14 protein-coding genes are annotated in these 15604 nt (G+C 56.3%); 7 read left to right on the top strand and 7 right to left on the bottom strand.

Annotated elements, in window-relative coordinates; genetic code table 11:
* Window positions 1–83 precede the first annotated feature (83 nt).
* Window positions 84–1028: a choline ABC transporter substrate-binding protein gene (locus M5G26_RS18895; protein WP_273916210.1), complete on the bottom strand. Its 945-nt coding sequence runs from the start codon at window positions 1026–1028 to the stop codon at window positions 84–86.
* A 191-nt stretch (window positions 1029–1219) separates the two neighbouring features.
* On the opposite strand from M5G26_RS18895, the gene M5G26_RS18890 reads away from it, so the two are divergent.
* Entirely contained in the window at window positions 1220–2164 is a 945-nt protein-coding gene (locus M5G26_RS18890; RefSeq protein ID WP_273916329.1) for a GlxA family transcriptional regulator, read from the top strand.
* A 94-nt stretch (window positions 2165–2258) separates the two neighbouring features.
* Here M5G26_RS18890 and M5G26_RS18885 read toward each other — a convergent pair whose 3' ends face one another.
* From M5G26_RS18885 to M5G26_RS18860, 6 genes are all read right to left on the bottom strand, one after another.
* Complete coding sequence (locus M5G26_RS18885; protein WP_273916209.1) at window positions 2259–2675, bottom strand: DUF3010 family protein; 417 nt, start codon at window positions 2673–2675, stop codon at window positions 2259–2261.
* 29 nt (window positions 2676–2704) lie between these two features.
* Window positions 2705–3028, bottom strand: coding sequence for a helix-turn-helix domain-containing protein (locus tag M5G26_RS18880; protein ID WP_102900077.1), 324 nt, complete (start codon window positions 3026–3028; stop codon window positions 2705–2707).
* Complete coding sequence (locus M5G26_RS18875) at window positions 3012–3266, bottom strand: type II toxin-antitoxin system RelE family toxin (RefSeq protein ID WP_102900078.1); 255 nt, start codon at window positions 3264–3266, stop codon at window positions 3012–3014. The genes M5G26_RS18880 and M5G26_RS18875 overlap by 17 nt, the downstream gene beginning before the upstream one ends.
* 212 nt (window positions 3267–3478) lie before the next feature.
* The gene (locus tag M5G26_RS18870) at window positions 3479–3880 is read right to left on the bottom strand and encodes a lysozyme inhibitor LprI family protein (RefSeq protein ID WP_102900079.1); all 402 of its coding nucleotides are present in this window, start codon (window positions 3878–3880) and stop codon (window positions 3479–3481) included.
* Window positions 3881–4113: 233 nt separating this feature from the next.
* On the bottom strand, window positions 4114–5064 hold the full coding sequence (locus M5G26_RS18865) for a hypothetical protein (RefSeq protein WP_102900080.1): 951 nt from the start codon (window positions 5062–5064) through the stop codon (window positions 4114–4116).
* Between the two features lie 8 nt (window positions 5065–5072).
* Window positions 5073–6638, bottom strand: coding sequence for an AAA family ATPase (locus M5G26_RS18860; RefSeq protein WP_273916208.1), 1566 nt, complete (start codon window positions 6636–6638; stop codon window positions 5073–5075).
* Between the two features lie 241 nt (window positions 6639–6879).
* Between M5G26_RS18860 and M5G26_RS18855 the strand changes: the two genes are divergently transcribed.
* From M5G26_RS18855 to etfB, 6 genes are all read left to right on the top strand, one after another.
* Complete coding sequence (locus M5G26_RS18855) at window positions 6880–7857, top strand: dipeptidase (RefSeq protein ID WP_007911246.1); 978 nt, start codon at window positions 6880–6882, stop codon at window positions 7855–7857.
* A 106-nt stretch (window positions 7858–7963) separates the two neighbouring features.
* Window positions 7964–8494: a DUF5943 domain-containing protein gene (locus M5G26_RS18850; RefSeq protein ID WP_005792152.1), complete on the top strand. Its 531-nt coding sequence runs from the start codon at window positions 7964–7966 to the stop codon at window positions 8492–8494.
* A 15-nt stretch (window positions 8495–8509) separates the two neighbouring features.
* A complete protein-coding gene (dgcA, locus tag M5G26_RS18845; RefSeq protein ID WP_016983627.1) occupies window positions 8510–10570 on the top strand; it encodes a dimethylglycine demethylation protein DgcA in 2061 nt (686 codons plus the stop codon).
* A gap of 163 nt (window positions 10571–10733) precedes the next feature.
* Window positions 10734–12683, top strand: coding sequence for a dimethylglycine demethylation protein DgcB (gene dgcB, locus M5G26_RS18840; RefSeq protein WP_223027362.1), 1950 nt, complete (start codon window positions 10734–10736; stop codon window positions 12681–12683).
* Window positions 12683–13903: an electron transfer flavoprotein subunit alpha gene (gene etfA, locus M5G26_RS18835; protein WP_273916207.1), complete on the top strand. Its 1221-nt coding sequence runs from the start codon at window positions 12683–12685 to the stop codon at window positions 13901–13903. The genes dgcB and etfA overlap by 1 nt, the downstream gene beginning before the upstream one ends.
* Before the next feature lie 9 nt (window positions 13904–13912).
* Window positions 13913–14683, top strand: coding sequence for an electron transfer flavoprotein subunit beta (gene etfB, locus M5G26_RS18830; RefSeq protein ID WP_273916206.1), 771 nt, complete (start codon window positions 13913–13915; stop codon window positions 14681–14683).
* Window positions 14684–15604 lie beyond the last annotated feature (921 nt).

The raw sequence follows: 15604 nt of genomic DNA, 5'->3' as shown, positions 1-15604 counted from the left end.
AGCCCGTTTCGGGGCTGCGAGCTTCGTCCGGTTCCCTCTCCCTTTGGGAGAGGGCTAGGGTGAGGGGCTTTTAAATGAGAGGGTTATTTGCTGGTCAGCTGCAGGTTCTCAGCGGCCGGTTTGCCATCGAAGGTGGTCACACCTTCCAGCCAGCGCTGCTTGTCTTCCGGGTGATCCTTGAGCCATTGCTTGGCCGATTCGAAAGCGTCCTTGTGATCGAGCAGCGGCTGCATCATCCGGCTCTCGTCCTCGGCGGTGAAGGTCAGGTTGGTCAGCAAGCGACCAATGTTCGGGCACTGTTCGGCGTATTTCGGCGCGGTGACGGTCCACACGGTGGCCATGCCTTCGTTCGGGCCGAGGGCGTCGTCGCTGCCGGTCAGGTAAGTCATCTTCACATTGACGTTCATCGGGTGCGGCGCCCAGCCGAAGAACACCACGGCCTCTTTGCGGCGTACGGCGCGGTCGACGGCGGCGAGCATGCCAGCCTCACTGGATTCGACCAGTTGGAACTTGCCGAGGCCGAACTGGTTCTTGGCGATCATCGCCTTGATCTGCGTGTTGGCGCCCGAGCCTGGCTCGATGCCGTAAATCTTGCCGCCCAGTTCTTTTTCAAACTTGGCAATATCGGCGAAGGTTTTCAGGCCTTTGTCGGCCAGATAAGTCGGCACCGCGAGGGTGGCGCGGGCATCTTTCAGGCTCGGTGCATCAAGGACTTTGACCTGATTGGCGACGACGAACGGGGTAATGGTCTGGGTCATCAACGGGTTCCAGTAACCGAGGAACAGGTCCAGGCGCTGATCGCGGATCCCGGCGAAGATGATTTGCTGGGACGCGCTGGTCTGTTTGGTGTTGTAGCCGAGGCCGTCGAGCAGGACCTGGGTCATGGCACTGGTGGCGATCACGTCGGTCCAGTTGACCACGCCCATGCGCACGTTCTGGCACGAGGCGGGTTCGGCCGCCATGACGCTGGCGCTCAAGAAAGCGGTACCGCTGAGTGCAAGAACACAGCTGCTGATCAGTCGTTTCATGTCGGGTTCCTCGGCAGGTCGTTTATTGTGGTTCCCGGCGTCTGATGCGCCGGTGATGCCAAGTTACGCAGCTATGCCCCCGTAAAAGCGCACTGCGGCGACTGGCATTTGCACTGTAGCGACCTGTGCGCTTGAACGCCGACGACAATCGGCGTATCAACGAGCCACGCTACCCGTCGACCGAGGGCGCCATGTCTCAGGATTTCTACTTTTTGCTGATGCCGGGGTTCTCCGCCATTGGCTTTATTTCCGCAATCGAACCGCTACGCGTGGCCAACCGCTTTCGTGGCGAGCTGTATCGTTGGCATGTGCTCAGCGCCGACGGCGGGGCGGTGCTGGCGAGCAATGGCATGTCGGTCAACGCCGACGCGGCACTGGAGCCGCTGAAGAAAGGCGCGACGTTGTTGGTGGTGGCCGGGTTTGAACCGCTGAAGTTCGCCACGCCAACCCTTGAACACTGGTTGCGGCGGCTGGATAACGAAGGCGTCACACTTGGCGCCATCGACACTGGCAGTTTTGTCCTCGCTGAAGCCGGTTTGCTCGAGGGCCATCGCCTGACCCTGCACTGGGAAGCCATTGACGCCTTCAAGGAATCTTATCCACAGCTCAGCGTGACGCAGGAGCTGTTCGAGATCGACCGCCGGCGCATCACTTCAGCGGGCGGCACGGCCTCCATCGATTTAATGCTCGATCTGATCGCCCAGGCCCATGGCCCGCAACTGGCGATTCAGGTCAGTGAACAATTCGTGCTGGGCCGCATTCGTCCGCGCAAAGACCACCAGCGTATGGAAGTCGCCACGCGTTACGGGATCAACAACAAGAAACTGGTGCAGGTCATCGGCGAGATGGAGCAACACAGCGAACCGCCGCTGACCACGCTGCAATTGGCGGAATCGATCAAAGTGACACGGCGGCAACTGGAACGCTTGTTTCGGTTGCACCTGAACGATACGCCGAGCAATTTCTATCTACGGTTGAGGCTGGAAAAGGCCCGGCAACTGTTGCGCCAGACCGACATGAGCGTGCTCGAAGTCAGCATCGCCTGCGGCTTCGAATCACCGTCGTACTTCACCCGCAGCTACCGCGCAAAATTCGCCCGCTGCCCGCGCGAAGACCGGCGTACCGCCCAGGCATAAAATCAAAAGATCGCAGCCTTCGGCAGCTCCTACAGGGAAATGCATTCCAATGTAGGAGCTGCCGAAGGCTGCGATCTTTTGATCTTGCTGTTGGTTACTTCTTCACCAACGCCGAACACGCGGCTTTATAAGCCTCATGCTGATACTTGTTCAACGTCCCCGGCAGCTCGAAATTATGCTTTTTCGCCTGCGCATTGATCGTCTGCGGCGACAACAACGTCACCTCACAGCCATCGAGCAACTGCAAAACCCCCTCAATCTTGAAAGTGGTCGGCCCACCGGCAAACTCACCCTTCTTGCTGCGCTTCTTGATCGCAATCCGGTCAACCGAATTCTCCCGCACAAACGACGCCACCTGCGCCGCGAACAGCTTCACGTTGGCCGCGTCGTCATCGTCTTCGAGGGCGATCTTCTTGGTGGCGAGGGGAATGTGGCTCAAGGCCGAACCGTCGAGAGCGGCCACGGCGATGATCGCTTCGCTGCCTTTGATTTCGATGCCGCAGATGTTCATGGGGAATTCCTTGAAGTGAAGAGGGCAGCTTACAGCTCTAGCTGATTGGCGGTGATGCCGAACGCGGACGCAATTTTCTCGCGAGTGGCCTTGCGTGGCTTGGCGACTGTTTCCTGCTGGGCAAACGCCGGTTGCGAAATGCCCATGCGTTTAGCGACTTCTTCCTGAGTCAGGTTTAGATATTCGCGCCAGGCACGGATCGGTGTCGCTCCGTCGACCATCCGACTGACCACTTCATGGGGAATCAGATCGGGCTGCATTTTCTGCGCGACGTACTGCGCGTAGGGAATGACGACGAAGGCGGGGTTGCCCTCGGCGTCGTTGATGATTTGGATGTCAGTAGGTGCGTTCATCGCGTTTCTTGACCTCTTTAATACTGACCACTTTGATTGCGCCATCCCAGTCGAACATGACTCGATAATTACCGACACGCAGGCGGTAGGCGTAGTCATGGCCAATCAGTGCTTTGACATTGCCCACATCAGGCATGTCGGCAAGCGCCGTAACGGCATCTCGAACCTGTACCTGATGCACAGAGTGCAATTTCAAGAGTTGCTTAACGGCCTTTCGTGTCCAGTGGATGCTGTTCATGGAAGAATATAAGTCTTTTATAAGATTCGCGAATCTTTACTTATATTTTTAAGGTGGCCAATCAAGAACAGTTGTCAGGATATTGCGTGAAGCGCCCGTAGATCGGGGCTTTCACGCAATAGGTGTAGGCGAAGTCGGCATGTGCCGTAAGAAGAAGAGATTCACGAGGCAATTGCAGAAAGCAGTGCCAATTTTCCTTCAAATTTTGAGGACTATTCCTGCCCAATCGACTCCAAAAACTCCGACCGTTCATCACTCATCCGCGCCACGCAGTCATTCTGCGCAATCGTGAAGGCCTTGCTGCCCGCCGTCGCCGGGAACGCTTCCACCGCGCAATCCGCGTCCCGCGTCTTCAGCCATTGTTGCTGGGCGGTCTTGAGCTTGGCGGTGATATCCGCCAGTTGCGTGGCGTTTTTGCCGTACGCAGTCTGCATGCGTTCGTTGAGGCTGGCGTAGTTGTCCTTGAGCAGGTCTTCGGCGGTGCTGCGGCTGTACGTTGAGCATTCCAGGGTCTGGATGTCGTTTTCCACCGCGTCGCACGGGTTGTTGTCGGACTCTTCGGCGGCGTGTACGCCGGTCACAATCAGGGCCAGGGCCAGGAAGATCGATTTCATTGCACCGCCACCTTTTCCAATGTGTCTAAAAATGAAGCGAATTCTGTCTCATGAGAGAGGTTATGAACAGAGAGCTTTAAGGGACATGTGCCTGTCGCTTGGTTTCGATGGGAGAGTTGGCGCCATCTTAGAGTTCTTTGAATGGTTTTCTCAGTATTCTTGCGGAGAAAAAGGATGGCGTCCACTTGTGCTGAGAGTCCAACGCATAGTTCATGTTGATACGGGGTTTTGGATTAAATAATTTTCTCCAGGTCTCTATCAAATTGATTGTGCAGGTCTGCATACATTTTTCCTAATAAATAAGATTTGTATTTCATTTTGTCAAAGCGAAGTAATCGCGTTCTTAGTGTCAGATTTTTGAAGTCAAGTTTGTCGCCAGAACCTTTTCGTCCACTAAGTGTTTGGTTACCAAGCAGCGATTCAATCTGTAGGTGAGTGGCTATGAAGTCTGTCCCCTCCTGACGTAAACGACTATAGCGCTGTTCCAGGCGGAACAGCGAAAGGCTATTTTGAGTTGTGCAGCAGTGTTTCGGTGCATTAAGTTTAATTTTTAGATAGGGCTTTATTCTTTCAAAATTTCCGATGATTTCTACAATATCCAGTTTTTCGTGACAGCATTCGAATGTGATAACTTCCTTATCGAAGTAAGGATGTAAGTGTGAAATTTTGAAAAAGTCGACGTCACCCTTCAGGGAGGAATTACAGGCGTTGCAGCTAGGGATCAGATTGGCCAGTGAAAGTGCAAGGTGTGGGTAAATCGATTTAGGGTAAAAGTGATCAAGAGTCGGTCTTAATACGCCGTCTTTTCCTTTGAATAGAGTCATGGCATAACTGTAATTGCAGTATGGGCAGGTGCGTAGTTTGGAGTGCTCGCATAATTTGTAAGCGTCCCATTTTATTTTTTTCTTTTCTGAGAAGGCCTTGTAATTGAAGACCGAATTTAGATCATTTATAAGGCGTCGATAATCTTTTGTGGTGATTTTGCTTTTTATATCGTTGAGTTCACTTATGGACCATAAATATTGATTCTGACTGCTAGATAATATTGATTTTTTGGTGAGTTCGATGAAAGGTTTGCTATGCTTGCTTTTGGCAGGTGGTGTGTTGTTGTCAAGAAAGTCTTCAATTTTATCTTTTAGAAACTGCTCGTGTATGGACTCTGCGGTTTTCCAGTTGTCCGGCATAGATATAATCATGAATGATCCCCGTTGGGAATCATTGATTGAAGCTCACGCTTGATAATAGGGTCGTCAACAATGGAAATTAAATATCTGTCCCGAGCAGTAAATTGTCCGGATTTCAAGTTTTTTATAGTTTTGTTGATCGTTCTCGTAGCGAACTCACCAATCGTACTGGATTCAAAAGCGAGGTTTAGTATGGCATGTATGGGCGCTGCAAATGAGGGTGATTGTGAAGGAGGGCCTCCCCCAAATACGTCCTCATTAGCGGCCTCAGGTTGTTTTTTCTCAATATCGGAAAAAAAAATGTTGTCTTCAGGCTCTTCTAATTCACAGACGAACTCTCGAGGTATGTCCGACATTAGCAGCGGTGAGTGAGTGGCTATAATAAGTTGCAAGTTTTCTATTTCGAGCTCTTTTTTGCACTGGCTGAGGAAACTATTCATCTGCCAGATATACCTCCGCTGCCAAGCCAAGTGTAGGAAAGCATCGCCTTCATCAATCATGAGTAAGATGTTGCGTTTTTCTTTCGTTTTTTTAAGTGCGCTATAGATCGAATTTATTTGAGTGATAATTGCCTCTTGACCTGAACTCATGCCCGGGAGTCGAATAGTGAAAATTGGCGTCATTGCTGACTGTTCAAAAAGTTTTCTGTGCTTCACAGGATTTATCGCGCTGGCGCAGTGAAGGGGCTCGTGCTTATCTTCTATGAAGGGAAGAGTGCGCAATATCTGGAGTACGTTTAAAAGTAAGAGGTTGCTATCGTTGATGTCTTCATTCGGGTAAGAGTGTGAGTCTATAAGCTTGGAGTGAATGTGTGCGGTTGCAAATGCGACTATTTTTTGAATGGAATGTGTTTTTTGTTCAATCATATGTTGAACGACTGAAAGGACAGCAGTCAGAAACTGTGTTCCATTTTTTGCGCGCCTATTTGCAGATTTTTCAAAATCGAGGCGTAATTGGTTTGCTAATTCATTTAGTAAAGTAAAATGTCTGTTTTCAATTTCTTCAACTTGCTTCTGGTTTGCATCGAAGTCAGAAATATTCTTTCTCTTAATTATTGTGTCACTCAGCATCTTTACGATTGGATGGTGAGCTATTTCTTTATGCAGGAATTTTCTGTTGTCGGCTACAGCGATGGAGAATAGCTCCATGATTTTTTGCACGTTTGGGCGAAGTTCGGCAAAAAGTTTAACCTCTAGGCCGAATCCTTCAAGTATTTTATTGTGTTTTATTAGATCAAACAGGTTTGTGTTTTTTTCAAATGATGCGTTTGTGAAGTTGAGTTGATCCCTGAATTCTGTTCGAAGTGGGAGTGGGTTGAAATAAACCAGGCTCCATTTTTCAGAAAACTGTCTGGGATTTGTTCGGGGTTTGAAGTCGATACTTAGCCGGCAATTTTTGGAAGGAGTTGGTGCGTCGTCTACGAGAAAACTTTCAATAGTGCGCTGCAGAAAGCGAGTTTTTCCCGAACCATTAGGTCCGATCAATAGTGACATCGAATCGATATCGAAGAGGTTTGTGCATGTTTTCGTTTTAAGATGAAGCGTTTTTCCATCCTGATGGATTGAGGTCAGCATCCAGCGCGTCCTTTGAGAAAGAATGTGTTCGGGCACTTCAATGTAATGAATTCTCGCGCATGGGGAAGGTAAATGACAGGTGCTCATGGCACCTCGCTATCTTGACCCTTTGTCGCGGATTGACGCTTTCGGCAATTCCCCTGTCGTTTTTGCACCCGGTCGCCCCGGCACCGAGGCATATGCTGGCCCCAAAGCGCCGGCAGACGATTCGGCGCATGAATCGCCAATAAGGGGACGCCTGATGAGCCCAGCCGAATTACACGCCGACAGCATCGTTATCGACGGTCTGATCATTGCCAAATGGAACCGCGAGCTGTTTGAAGACATGCGCAAGGGCGGTCTGACGGCGGCCAACTGCACGGTGTCGGTGTGGGAAGGCTTTCAGGCGACCGTGAACAACATCGCTGCCAGCCAGAAGCTGATCCGCGAAAACAGCGACCTGGTGATGCCAGTGCGCACCACTGCCGACATCCGTCGCGCCAAGGAACAAGGCAAGACCGGCATCCTCTTCGGCTTCCAGAATGCTCACGCGTTTGAAGACCAGATCGGCTATGTCGAGGTGTTCAAGCAGCTCGGCGTCGGCATCGTGCAGATGTGCTACAACACCCAGAACCTGGTCGGCACCGGTTGCTACGAGCGTGACGGCGGCCTGTCGGGTTTCGGTCGCGAAATCGTCGCCGAGATGAACCGCGTTGGCGTCATGTGCGACCTGTCCCACGTCGGCTCGAAGACGTCCGAAGAAGTCATCCTCGAATCGAAAAAACCGGTCTGCTATTCCCACTGCCTGCCGTCGGGTCTTAAAGAGCACCCGCGCAACAAGTCCGATGAAGAACTGAAGTTCATTGCCGATCACGGCGGTTTTGTCGGCGTGACCATGTTCGCGCCGTTCCTCGCCAAGGGCATCGATTCGACCATCGACGACTACGCCGAAGCGATCGAATACGTGATGAACATCGTCGGCGAAGACGCCATCGGTATCGGCACCGACTTCACCCAAGGCCATGGCCAGGACTTCTTCGAATACCTGACCCACGACAAGGGCTACGCCCGCCGTCTGACCAGCTTCGGCAAGATCATCAACCCGCTGGGTATCCGCACCGTCGGCGAGTTCCCGAACCTGACCGAAACCCTGCTCAAGCGCGGCCATTCCGAGCGCGTGGTGCGCAAGATCATGGGCGAAAACTGGGTGAACGTCCTCAAAGACGTCTGGGGCGAGTAACGCTGACTCAAGACCGCCGCCGATCTGCCCCCTCTCCTGTGGGAGAGGGCTGGGGTGAGGGCAGCGGTCACCACTGAATCCACTATTTTTCTGGAGTTAAGTTTCCATGGCCAAGATCGCCCCGCAATTGCCAATCGAAGTCGACAGCGAGACCGGTGTCTGGACCTCTGACGCCCTGCCGATGCTGTACGTACCGCGTCACTTCTTCGTCAACAACCACATGGGCATCGAGGAAGTTTTGGGCGCTGATGCCTACGCCGAGATCCTCTACAAGGCCGGCTACAAATCCGCCTGGCACTGGTGCGAGAAAGAAGCTGAATGCCACGGCCTGGAAGGCGTCGCGGTGTTCGAGCACTACATGAAGCGTCTGTCGCAACGCGGCTGGGGCCTGTTCAAGATCCAGGACATCGACCTCGACAAAGGCACCGCCAGCGTCAAGCTCGAACACTCGGCATTCGTCTATGTGTACGGCAAGGTCGGGCGCAAGGTCGATTACATGTTCACCGGTTGGTTTGCCGGGGCCATGGATCAGATTCTTGAGGCGCGCGGCAGCAAGATTCGCACCGTCGCCGAGCAAGTCTACGGTGGCTCCGAAGAAGGCCACGACGACGGCCTGTTCACCGTCAAGCCGTTGTAAGTCGAGGAACCCGCCATGGCTTTCGAAGCAATGTTCCAGCCGATCCAGATCGGCAAACTGACCATCCGCAACCGCGTGCTCAGCACCGCGCACGCTGAGGTCTACGCGACGGACGGTGGCATGACCACCGACCGCTACGTCAAGTATTACGAAGAGAAAGCCAAGGGCGGCATCGGCCTGGCGATCTGTGGTGGCTCCTCTGTGGTCGCCATCGACAGCCCGCAGGAATGGTGGAGCTCGGTGAATTTGTCCACCGACCGCATCATTCCACATTTCCAGAATCTGGCCGACGCCATGCACAAGCATGGCGCCAAGATCATGATTCAGATTACCCACATGGGCCGGCGCTCGCGCTGGGACGGCTTCAACTGGCCGACGCTGATGTCGCCGTCTGGCATCCGTGAACCGGTGCACCGCGCCACCTGCAAAACCATCGAGCCGGAAGAAATCTGGCGGGTGATCGGCAACTACGCCCAGGCCGCGCGGCGGGCCAAGGCCGGTGGCCTCGACGGCGTTGAGCTGTCGGCAGTGCACCAGCACATGATCGACCAGTTCTGGAGTCCGCGCGTCAACAAGCGTACTGACGAATGGGGCGGCACCTTCGAAGGCCGGATGAAGTTCGGTCTGGAAGTACTGAAAGCCGTGCGCGCCGAGGTCGGTGACGACTTCTGCGTGGGCATGCGTCTGTGCGGTGACGAGTTCCACCCGGACGGCTTGTCCCACGAGGACATGAAGCAGATCGCCAAGTATTACGACGACACTGGCATGCTCGATTTCATCGGCGTCGTCGGCTCGGGTTGTGACACCCACAACACCCTGGCCAACGTGATTCCGAACATGAGTTATCCACCGGAGCCGTTCCTGCATCTGGCCGCCGGGATCAAGGAAGTGGTCAAGGTGCCGGTGCTGCACGCACAGAACATCAAGGACCCGAACCAGGCCACGCGGATTCTTGAAGGCGGTTACGTCGACATGGTCGGCATGACCCGCGCGCACATCGCTGACCCGCACCTGATCGCCAAGATCAAGATGGGCCAGATCGACCAGATCAAACAGTGCGTCGGCGCCAACTATTGCATCGACCGCCAGTATCAGGGGCTCGACGTGTTGTGCATCCAGAACGCCGCAACGTCCCGTGAATACATGGGCGTGCCGCACATCATCGAGAAATCCACCGGGCCGAAACGCAAGGTGGTCATCGTCGGTGCCGGCCCTGCCGGGATGGAAGCGGCACGGGTTGCTGCCGAGCGTGGCCACGACGTGACCCTGTTCGAGAAGAAGGAATTCATCGGCGGGCAGATCACCACCGCATCGAAAGCGCCGCAGCGTGACCAGATCGCCGGTATTACCCGTTGGTTCCAACTGGAACTGGCGCGGCTGAAAGTCGATTTGCGCCTGGGCACGGCAGCTGATGCCGACACCATCATGGATCTGCGTCCAGACGTGGTGGTGCTGGCGGTCGGCGGGCATCCGTACCTGGAGCAGAACGAACACTGGGGTGCCGCTGAAGGGCTGGTGGTCAGCAGCTGGGACGTGCTCGACGGCAAGGTCGCGCCGGGCAAGAACGTGCTGGTCTACGACACCATTTGCGAGTTCACCGGGATGTCGGTTGCTGACTTCCTCGCCGACAAAGGCAGCCAGGTCGAGATTGTCACCGACGACATCAAACCGGGCGTGGCCATCGGCGGTACGTCGTTCCCGACCTACTACCGCAGCATGTACCCGAAAGAAGTGATCATGACCGGCGACATGATGCTGGAAAAGGTCTACCGCGAAGGCGACAAACTGGTCGCGGTACTGGAGAACGAATACACCGGCGCGAAAGAGGAGCGGGTGGTCGATCAGGTGGTGGTGGAAAACGGCGTGCGTCCGGATGAGGAAATCTACTACGCGCTCAAAGAGGGTTCGCGCAACAAGGGCCAGATCGACGTCGAAGCGTTGTTCGCGATCCAGCCGCAACCTTCGCTGAGCGAGGCGGGCGACGGCTACTTGCTGTTCCGCATCGGCGACTGCGTGGCGCAGCGCAACACGCACGCCGCGATTTACGACGCCCTGCGGCTCTGCAAGGATTTCTAAGGGCTAGTGAACCGATCGTTCCCGCGCTCTGCGTGGGAATGCCGCAATGGACGCTCTGCGTCCGCTTGGGACGCGGAGCGTCCCGGGATGCATTCCCACGCAGAGCGTGGGAACGATCATTGAACGCCGTGTTTCTCCAGGTTGTACTGGTGGGAGCTTCACCATGTTGAACACCCTTCTTCCAATCCTGTTGTTCGCAGCTATCGGCCTTGGTGTCCTCGGCGCGTTGCGGCGGGTAGCGATGTGGCGTCGGGGCCGGGCCTCGAAGGTCGATCTGATCGGCGGCCTGTTGGCCATGCCCAAGCGCTACATGGTCGATTTGCACCATGTCGTGGCGCGGGACAAATACATCGCCAACACCCACGTGGCCACGGCCGGCGGTGCGGTGGCGTCGATTGTGCTGGCGCTGCTGGTGCACGGTTTCGGCCTGCACAACCGTATCCTCGGTTACGCCTTGCTGCTGATGACGGCAGTGATGTTCGTCGGCGCGATCTTCGTTTATCTGCGTCGGCGCAACCCGCCCGCGCGGCTGTCGAAAGGCCCGTGGATGCGCCTGCCGAAAAGCCTGCTGGCGTTCTCGGCGTCGTTCTTTCTGCTGACCTTGCCGGTGGCCGGGATTCTGCCGGAGAACTTCGGCGGCTGGGTACTCGCGGTCATTCTCGGGATTGGCGTGCTGTGGGGCGTGTCGGAGCTGTTTTTCGGCATGACCTGGGGCGGGCCGATGAAACACGCCTTCGCCGGTGCGTTGCATTTGGCTTGGCACCGCCGCGCCGAGCGTTTTGGCGGTGGTCGTTCCACGGGTTTGAAACCTTTGGATCTGAACGATCCGAGTGCTCCGCTGGGTGTTGAGAAACCCAAGGATTTCACCTGGAACCAGTTGCTCGGTTTCGACGCCTGCGTGCAGTGCGGCAAGTGCGAAGCGGCGTGCCCGGCCTTCGCTGCCGGCCAGCCACTGAACCCGAAAAAGCTGATTCAGGACATGGTCGTCGGCCTCGCTGGCGGTACCGATGCCAAGTTCGCCGGCAGCCCGTATCCGGGCAAACCTGTAGGCGAACATAGCGGTAATCCACATCAACCGATCGTCAACGGCTTGGTCGACGCCGAAACCCTGTGGTCGTGCACTACCTGCCGTGCCTGCGTTGAGGAATGTCCGATGATGATCGAGCACGTCGACGCCATCGTCGACATGCGCCGTCACCTGACCCTGGAAAAAGGCGCGACGCCGAACAAGGGCGCCGAAGTCCTCGAAAATCTGATTGCCACCGACAACCCTGGCGGATTTGCACCGGGCGGGCGGATGAACTGGGCGGCGGACCTGAACCTCAACCTGCTCAGTGAAAAGAAATCCACCGACGTGCTGTTCTGGGTCGGCGACGGCGCATTCGACATGCGCAACCAGCGCACCTTGCGCGCGTTCGTCAAAGTGCTGAAAGCGGCGAAAATCGACTTCGCCGTGCTCGGTCTCGAAGAGCGTGACAGCGGCGACGTGGCCCGTCGTCTGGGCGATGAAGCGACCTTCCAGTTGCTCGCCAAGCGCAACATCCAGACCCTGGCCAAATACAGCTTCAACCGCATCGTTACCTGCGATCCGCATAGCTTCCATGTGTTGAAAAACGAGTACGGCGCGTTCGACGGCAACTACCTGGTGCAGCACCACAGCACCTACATGGCAGAAATCATCCAGGCCGGCGCGCTCAACCTCGGGCAGCACAAAGGCAACAGCGTGACCTATCACGATCCGTGCTACCTCGGCCGCTACAACGGCGAGTATGAGGCGCCGCGTGAAGTACTGCGTGCGCTCGGTATTGAAGTCAAAGAGATGCAACGTTCCGGCTTCCGTTCGCGCTGCTGCGGCGGCGGTGGCGGGGCGCCGATCACCGACATTCCGGGCAAGCAGCGGATTCCTGATATGCGCATGGAAGACATTCGCGAGACCGGCGCCGAACTGGTGGCGGTGGGTTGTCCACAGTGCACGGCAATGCTCGAAGGCGTGGTCGAACCGCGTCCGCTGATCAAGGACATCGCCGAACTGGTGGCCGACGCGCTGCTCGAAGACGCCGCGCCGAACAAGCCTGCCACCCCGGCCAAACGTGAACCTGCGGAGGCCCACTGATGAGCGACATTATCCGCCGCGACCCACGCGCCGAATGGATTGCGCGTAACCGCCTGCACCCGCTGCACGCGGCCATGCAACCGGCGCAACACAGCTGGATGGGGCCCAACGGCATCATCCGCAAGAACCTGCATGGCATCGGTTTTATCGGCCCCAACGGCATCAAGCGTATTGACCGCAGCGGCGCGCAACAGGGCGGGGCGGTCAAACGTTCGGCTGCTGTGGAAGTGCAACTGCCGCTGCATCAAGTGCCGGCCCCGGCGTTCTATATCACCGTGGTGCCGGACATGGTCGGCGGCCGCTTGAGCAGTCACGACCGTGATTTGCTCGGCCTCGCCCATCAACTCGCCGGCCAGGACGGTGCGGTGTTGGCGGTGGTCTTTGGCGAGCACAAGGAAAACGCTTTCGCGACCGCTGGCGTCGATCGCTTGCTGGTACTCGAAGGCGAGGAATTCAGCGGTTATGCACCGGAGCAACGGGTGCAAGGTTTGCGCGCTGTGGATAACCAGTTCAATCCGCGCCATTGGCTGCTGCCCGACAGCCGCAGCGGTGGCGGTGAACTCGGCCGGCGCTTTGCCGCGGCACTGGGTGAACGCCCGGCGACAAGGGTCTGGCAGGTCAAGGATCAGGAATGTATTGGCCGCGCAGGCGCGGGCTTGCAAGACCTCGCACGTCCGGTCGCGCGGTTGATTCTGGCGGCCGCCGAATGCGCCGAGCCGGTCAGCGAAACCCGACATGAAGCGTTGCCGGTGGAGTTATCCACAAGCGTTGCGCGCAGCTTGTCGCGGATCGAAGATCTTGGCGCTGTGGCGGTCGACCCGGCAGCGATTCCGATGGCCGAAGCCGAATTCATTTTCTCCGGCGGCAACGGCGTCAAGGACTGGGCATTGTTCCACGAAACGGCCGCTGTACTTGGCGCGACCGAAGGCGCTTCGCGGGTCGCCGTCGACGATGGCTTCATGGCGCGTGATCGCCAGGTCGGCGCGTCCGGCACCTGGGTCACCGCACGGGTTTATGTGGCTGTGGGTATCTCTGGTGCGATCCAGCACCTGCAAGGTATTGGTGCTTGCGACAAGGTGGTGGCGATCAATCTCGACCCGGGCTGCGACATGATCAAGCGCGCCGACCTCTCGGTAATTGGAGAAAGCGCAGAGATTCTGCAAGCGTTGATCGAGGCGGTGGCGGCTTACCGCAACGAAGCCAAGCGCGATGCGGCTTAAGGAAACGCTATGAACACGAAAGTTATCAGTCTGGTTTCCATCGGCGCTCACCCGACTTCCGGGCGGCCACGCCGTGCTGATCAGGACGCGCGCGCCGTGGAACTCGGTTTGCAATTGGCGGGGGATAACCTGCAAGTGCTGCATGCCGGGGACATTGCGGAACCGGCGTTGCGCGCCTATCTGGGTATGGGTCTTGAGCAGATGCATGTGCTGGAGCAACCGGCTGGCGCCGATGCGCTGCCAGCGCTGACCGCGTATCTGCGCGATGCCGGTGCGCAGGTGGTGCTGACCGGCAGCCAGGCGGAAACCGGCGAAGGTTCGGGGATGCTGCCGTTTTTGCTCGCCGAAGGTCTGGGCTGGCCGTTGGTAGTGGGGCTGGCGCAGGTCGAGTCGATCAATGACGGTTCGGCGTTGGTGCTGCAAGCGTTGCCGCGTGGGCAGCGGCGGCGGTTGAAGGTGAAACTGCCGTTTCTGGCGACTGTGGATAACGCTGCGCCGAAACCTCGGCAGAGTGCTTATGGACCGGCGCGACGGGGTGTTTTGCAGGCTGAAGATGTCGAAGTGGTGGACGATGAGTTGCTCGCGGTTGCCACCTTGCAAGCGGCCAAGCCGCGGCCGAAACGCTTGAAGGTGATCAAGGCCAAAAGCGGGGCAGACCGGATGAAGGCCGCGACGGCCAAGGCCAGTGGCGGCGGAGGGCAGGTGCTCAAAGGTGTTACTGCACAGGCCGGGGCTGAAGCGATTCTCAAGTTGCTGATTGAAGAAGGTGTGGTTCGCTGAAAAGCCCCTCACCCTAGCCCTCTCCCAGAGGGAGAGGGGATCTACGGTGGCGTACTCAAGCGTTACATCGACCTGAAAGATCTGCGCGAACTCAGGTTTGGCCAAGCTAAGGACACCGCATAAGTCGCATGTCGCTGCATATTTCCAATACACCTGGGTCGGCTCCCTCTCCCGGAGGGAGAGGGCTGGGGTGAGGGGGGCTGTTTACCCACAATCCCTGTTGGCGGATCTGTGGATAACATGTTCGCCCCTCTCTAGACCCCACGCCCATCAAGCCCTACAGCCATCCGATCAAAAAACAACCAGACTAAGTCACGGATTTTCAGAGCTTTTTCGGCAGGATAACTGAACAAGTTGCCCCCAATCTCTGTTGGCGCTTCTGTGGATAAGATGTTCGCTATCGTCTGAAAGCCATACAAAACGTGGCTTGCGAAGATGTGATCAAAAAACAGTCAATTCGTCAGTTTCCGCACTTAATTCCCGCGCAAACCTCGATTTCACACAGCCTCCAACGCTTTTCCACAGATACGGCAAAGTTACCCCCGATCTCTGTTGGCGCTTCTGTGGATAACGTGTTTGCCATCCTCTGCAAGCCACGAAAAACGTGGCTTACAAAGATGTGATCAAAAAACAACCAATGCGCCTTGCAAACCGTCCTTCTGGATAAGTCACGATTTTTCTTCACAAATCAGCGAGTTATTTTCCCAGTCATCCACAGTTACCCCCATTTGCTGTGGGTGGCTATGTGGATAACTTGTTTGCCAAACCCTGCAAGCCCCGCCCGCCATAGTCCAAACGGCACTTGATCAGATTTCATACAGTTCTAAGGCATTGCCTTGACTTCGATTCCTGCGCTGTCTTCACTGCAATGGCACAAGGACAGCCGTCACTTATCCACATCTGGTTCTGGGAGAACGCATG

Origin of the sequence: Pseudomonas sp. TNT2022 ID642, from assembly GCF_028656995.1 — a bacterium.
GTDB lineage: Bacteria > Pseudomonadota > Gammaproteobacteria > Pseudomonadales > Pseudomonadaceae > Aquipseudomonas.
Note: the sequence above shows the minus strand (reverse complement) of the source record. Positions and strands in the feature narration are given on the sequence as shown.

Coding starts and splice junctions, on each gene's coding strand:
- M5G26_RS18895 (WP_273916210.1), bottom strand. CDS start 1,028: ATGAAACGACTGATCAGCAGCTGTGTTCTTGCACTCAGCGGTACCGCT.
- M5G26_RS18890 (WP_273916329.1), top strand. CDS start 1,220: ATGTCTCAGGATTTCTACTTTTTGCTGATGCCGGGGTTCTCCGCCATT.
- M5G26_RS18885 (WP_273916209.1), bottom strand. CDS start 2,675: ATGAACATCTGCGGCATCGAAATCAAAGGCAGCGAAGCGATCATCGCC.
- M5G26_RS18880 (WP_102900077.1), bottom strand. CDS start 3,028: ATGAACGCACCTACTGACATCCAAATCATCAACGACGCCGAGGGCAAC.
- M5G26_RS18875 (WP_102900078.1), bottom strand. CDS start 3,266: ATGAACAGCATCCACTGGACACGAAAGGCCGTTAAGCAACTCTTGAAA.
- M5G26_RS18870 (WP_102900079.1), bottom strand. CDS start 3,880: ATGAAATCGATCTTCCTGGCCCTGGCCCTGATTGTGACCGGCGTACAC.
- M5G26_RS18865 (WP_102900080.1), bottom strand. CDS start 5,064: ATGCCGGACAACTGGAAAACCGCAGAGTCCATACACGAGCAGTTTCTA.
- M5G26_RS18860 (WP_273916208.1), bottom strand. CDS start 6,638: ATGCTGACCTCAATCCATCAGGATGGAAAAACGCTTCATCTTAAAACG.
- M5G26_RS18855 (WP_007911246.1), top strand. CDS start 6,880: ATGAGCCCAGCCGAATTACACGCCGACAGCATCGTTATCGACGGTCTG.
- M5G26_RS18850 (WP_005792152.1), top strand. CDS start 7,964: ATGGCCAAGATCGCCCCGCAATTGCCAATCGAAGTCGACAGCGAGACC.
- dgcA (WP_016983627.1), top strand. CDS start 8,510: ATGGCTTTCGAAGCAATGTTCCAGCCGATCCAGATCGGCAAACTGACC.
- dgcB (WP_223027362.1), top strand. CDS start 10,734: ATGTTGAACACCCTTCTTCCAATCCTGTTGTTCGCAGCTATCGGCCTT.
- etfA (WP_273916207.1), top strand. CDS start 12,683: ATGAGCGACATTATCCGCCGCGACCCACGCGCCGAATGGATTGCGCGT.
- etfB (WP_273916206.1), top strand. CDS start 13,913: ATGAACACGAAAGTTATCAGTCTGGTTTCCATCGGCGCTCACCCGACT.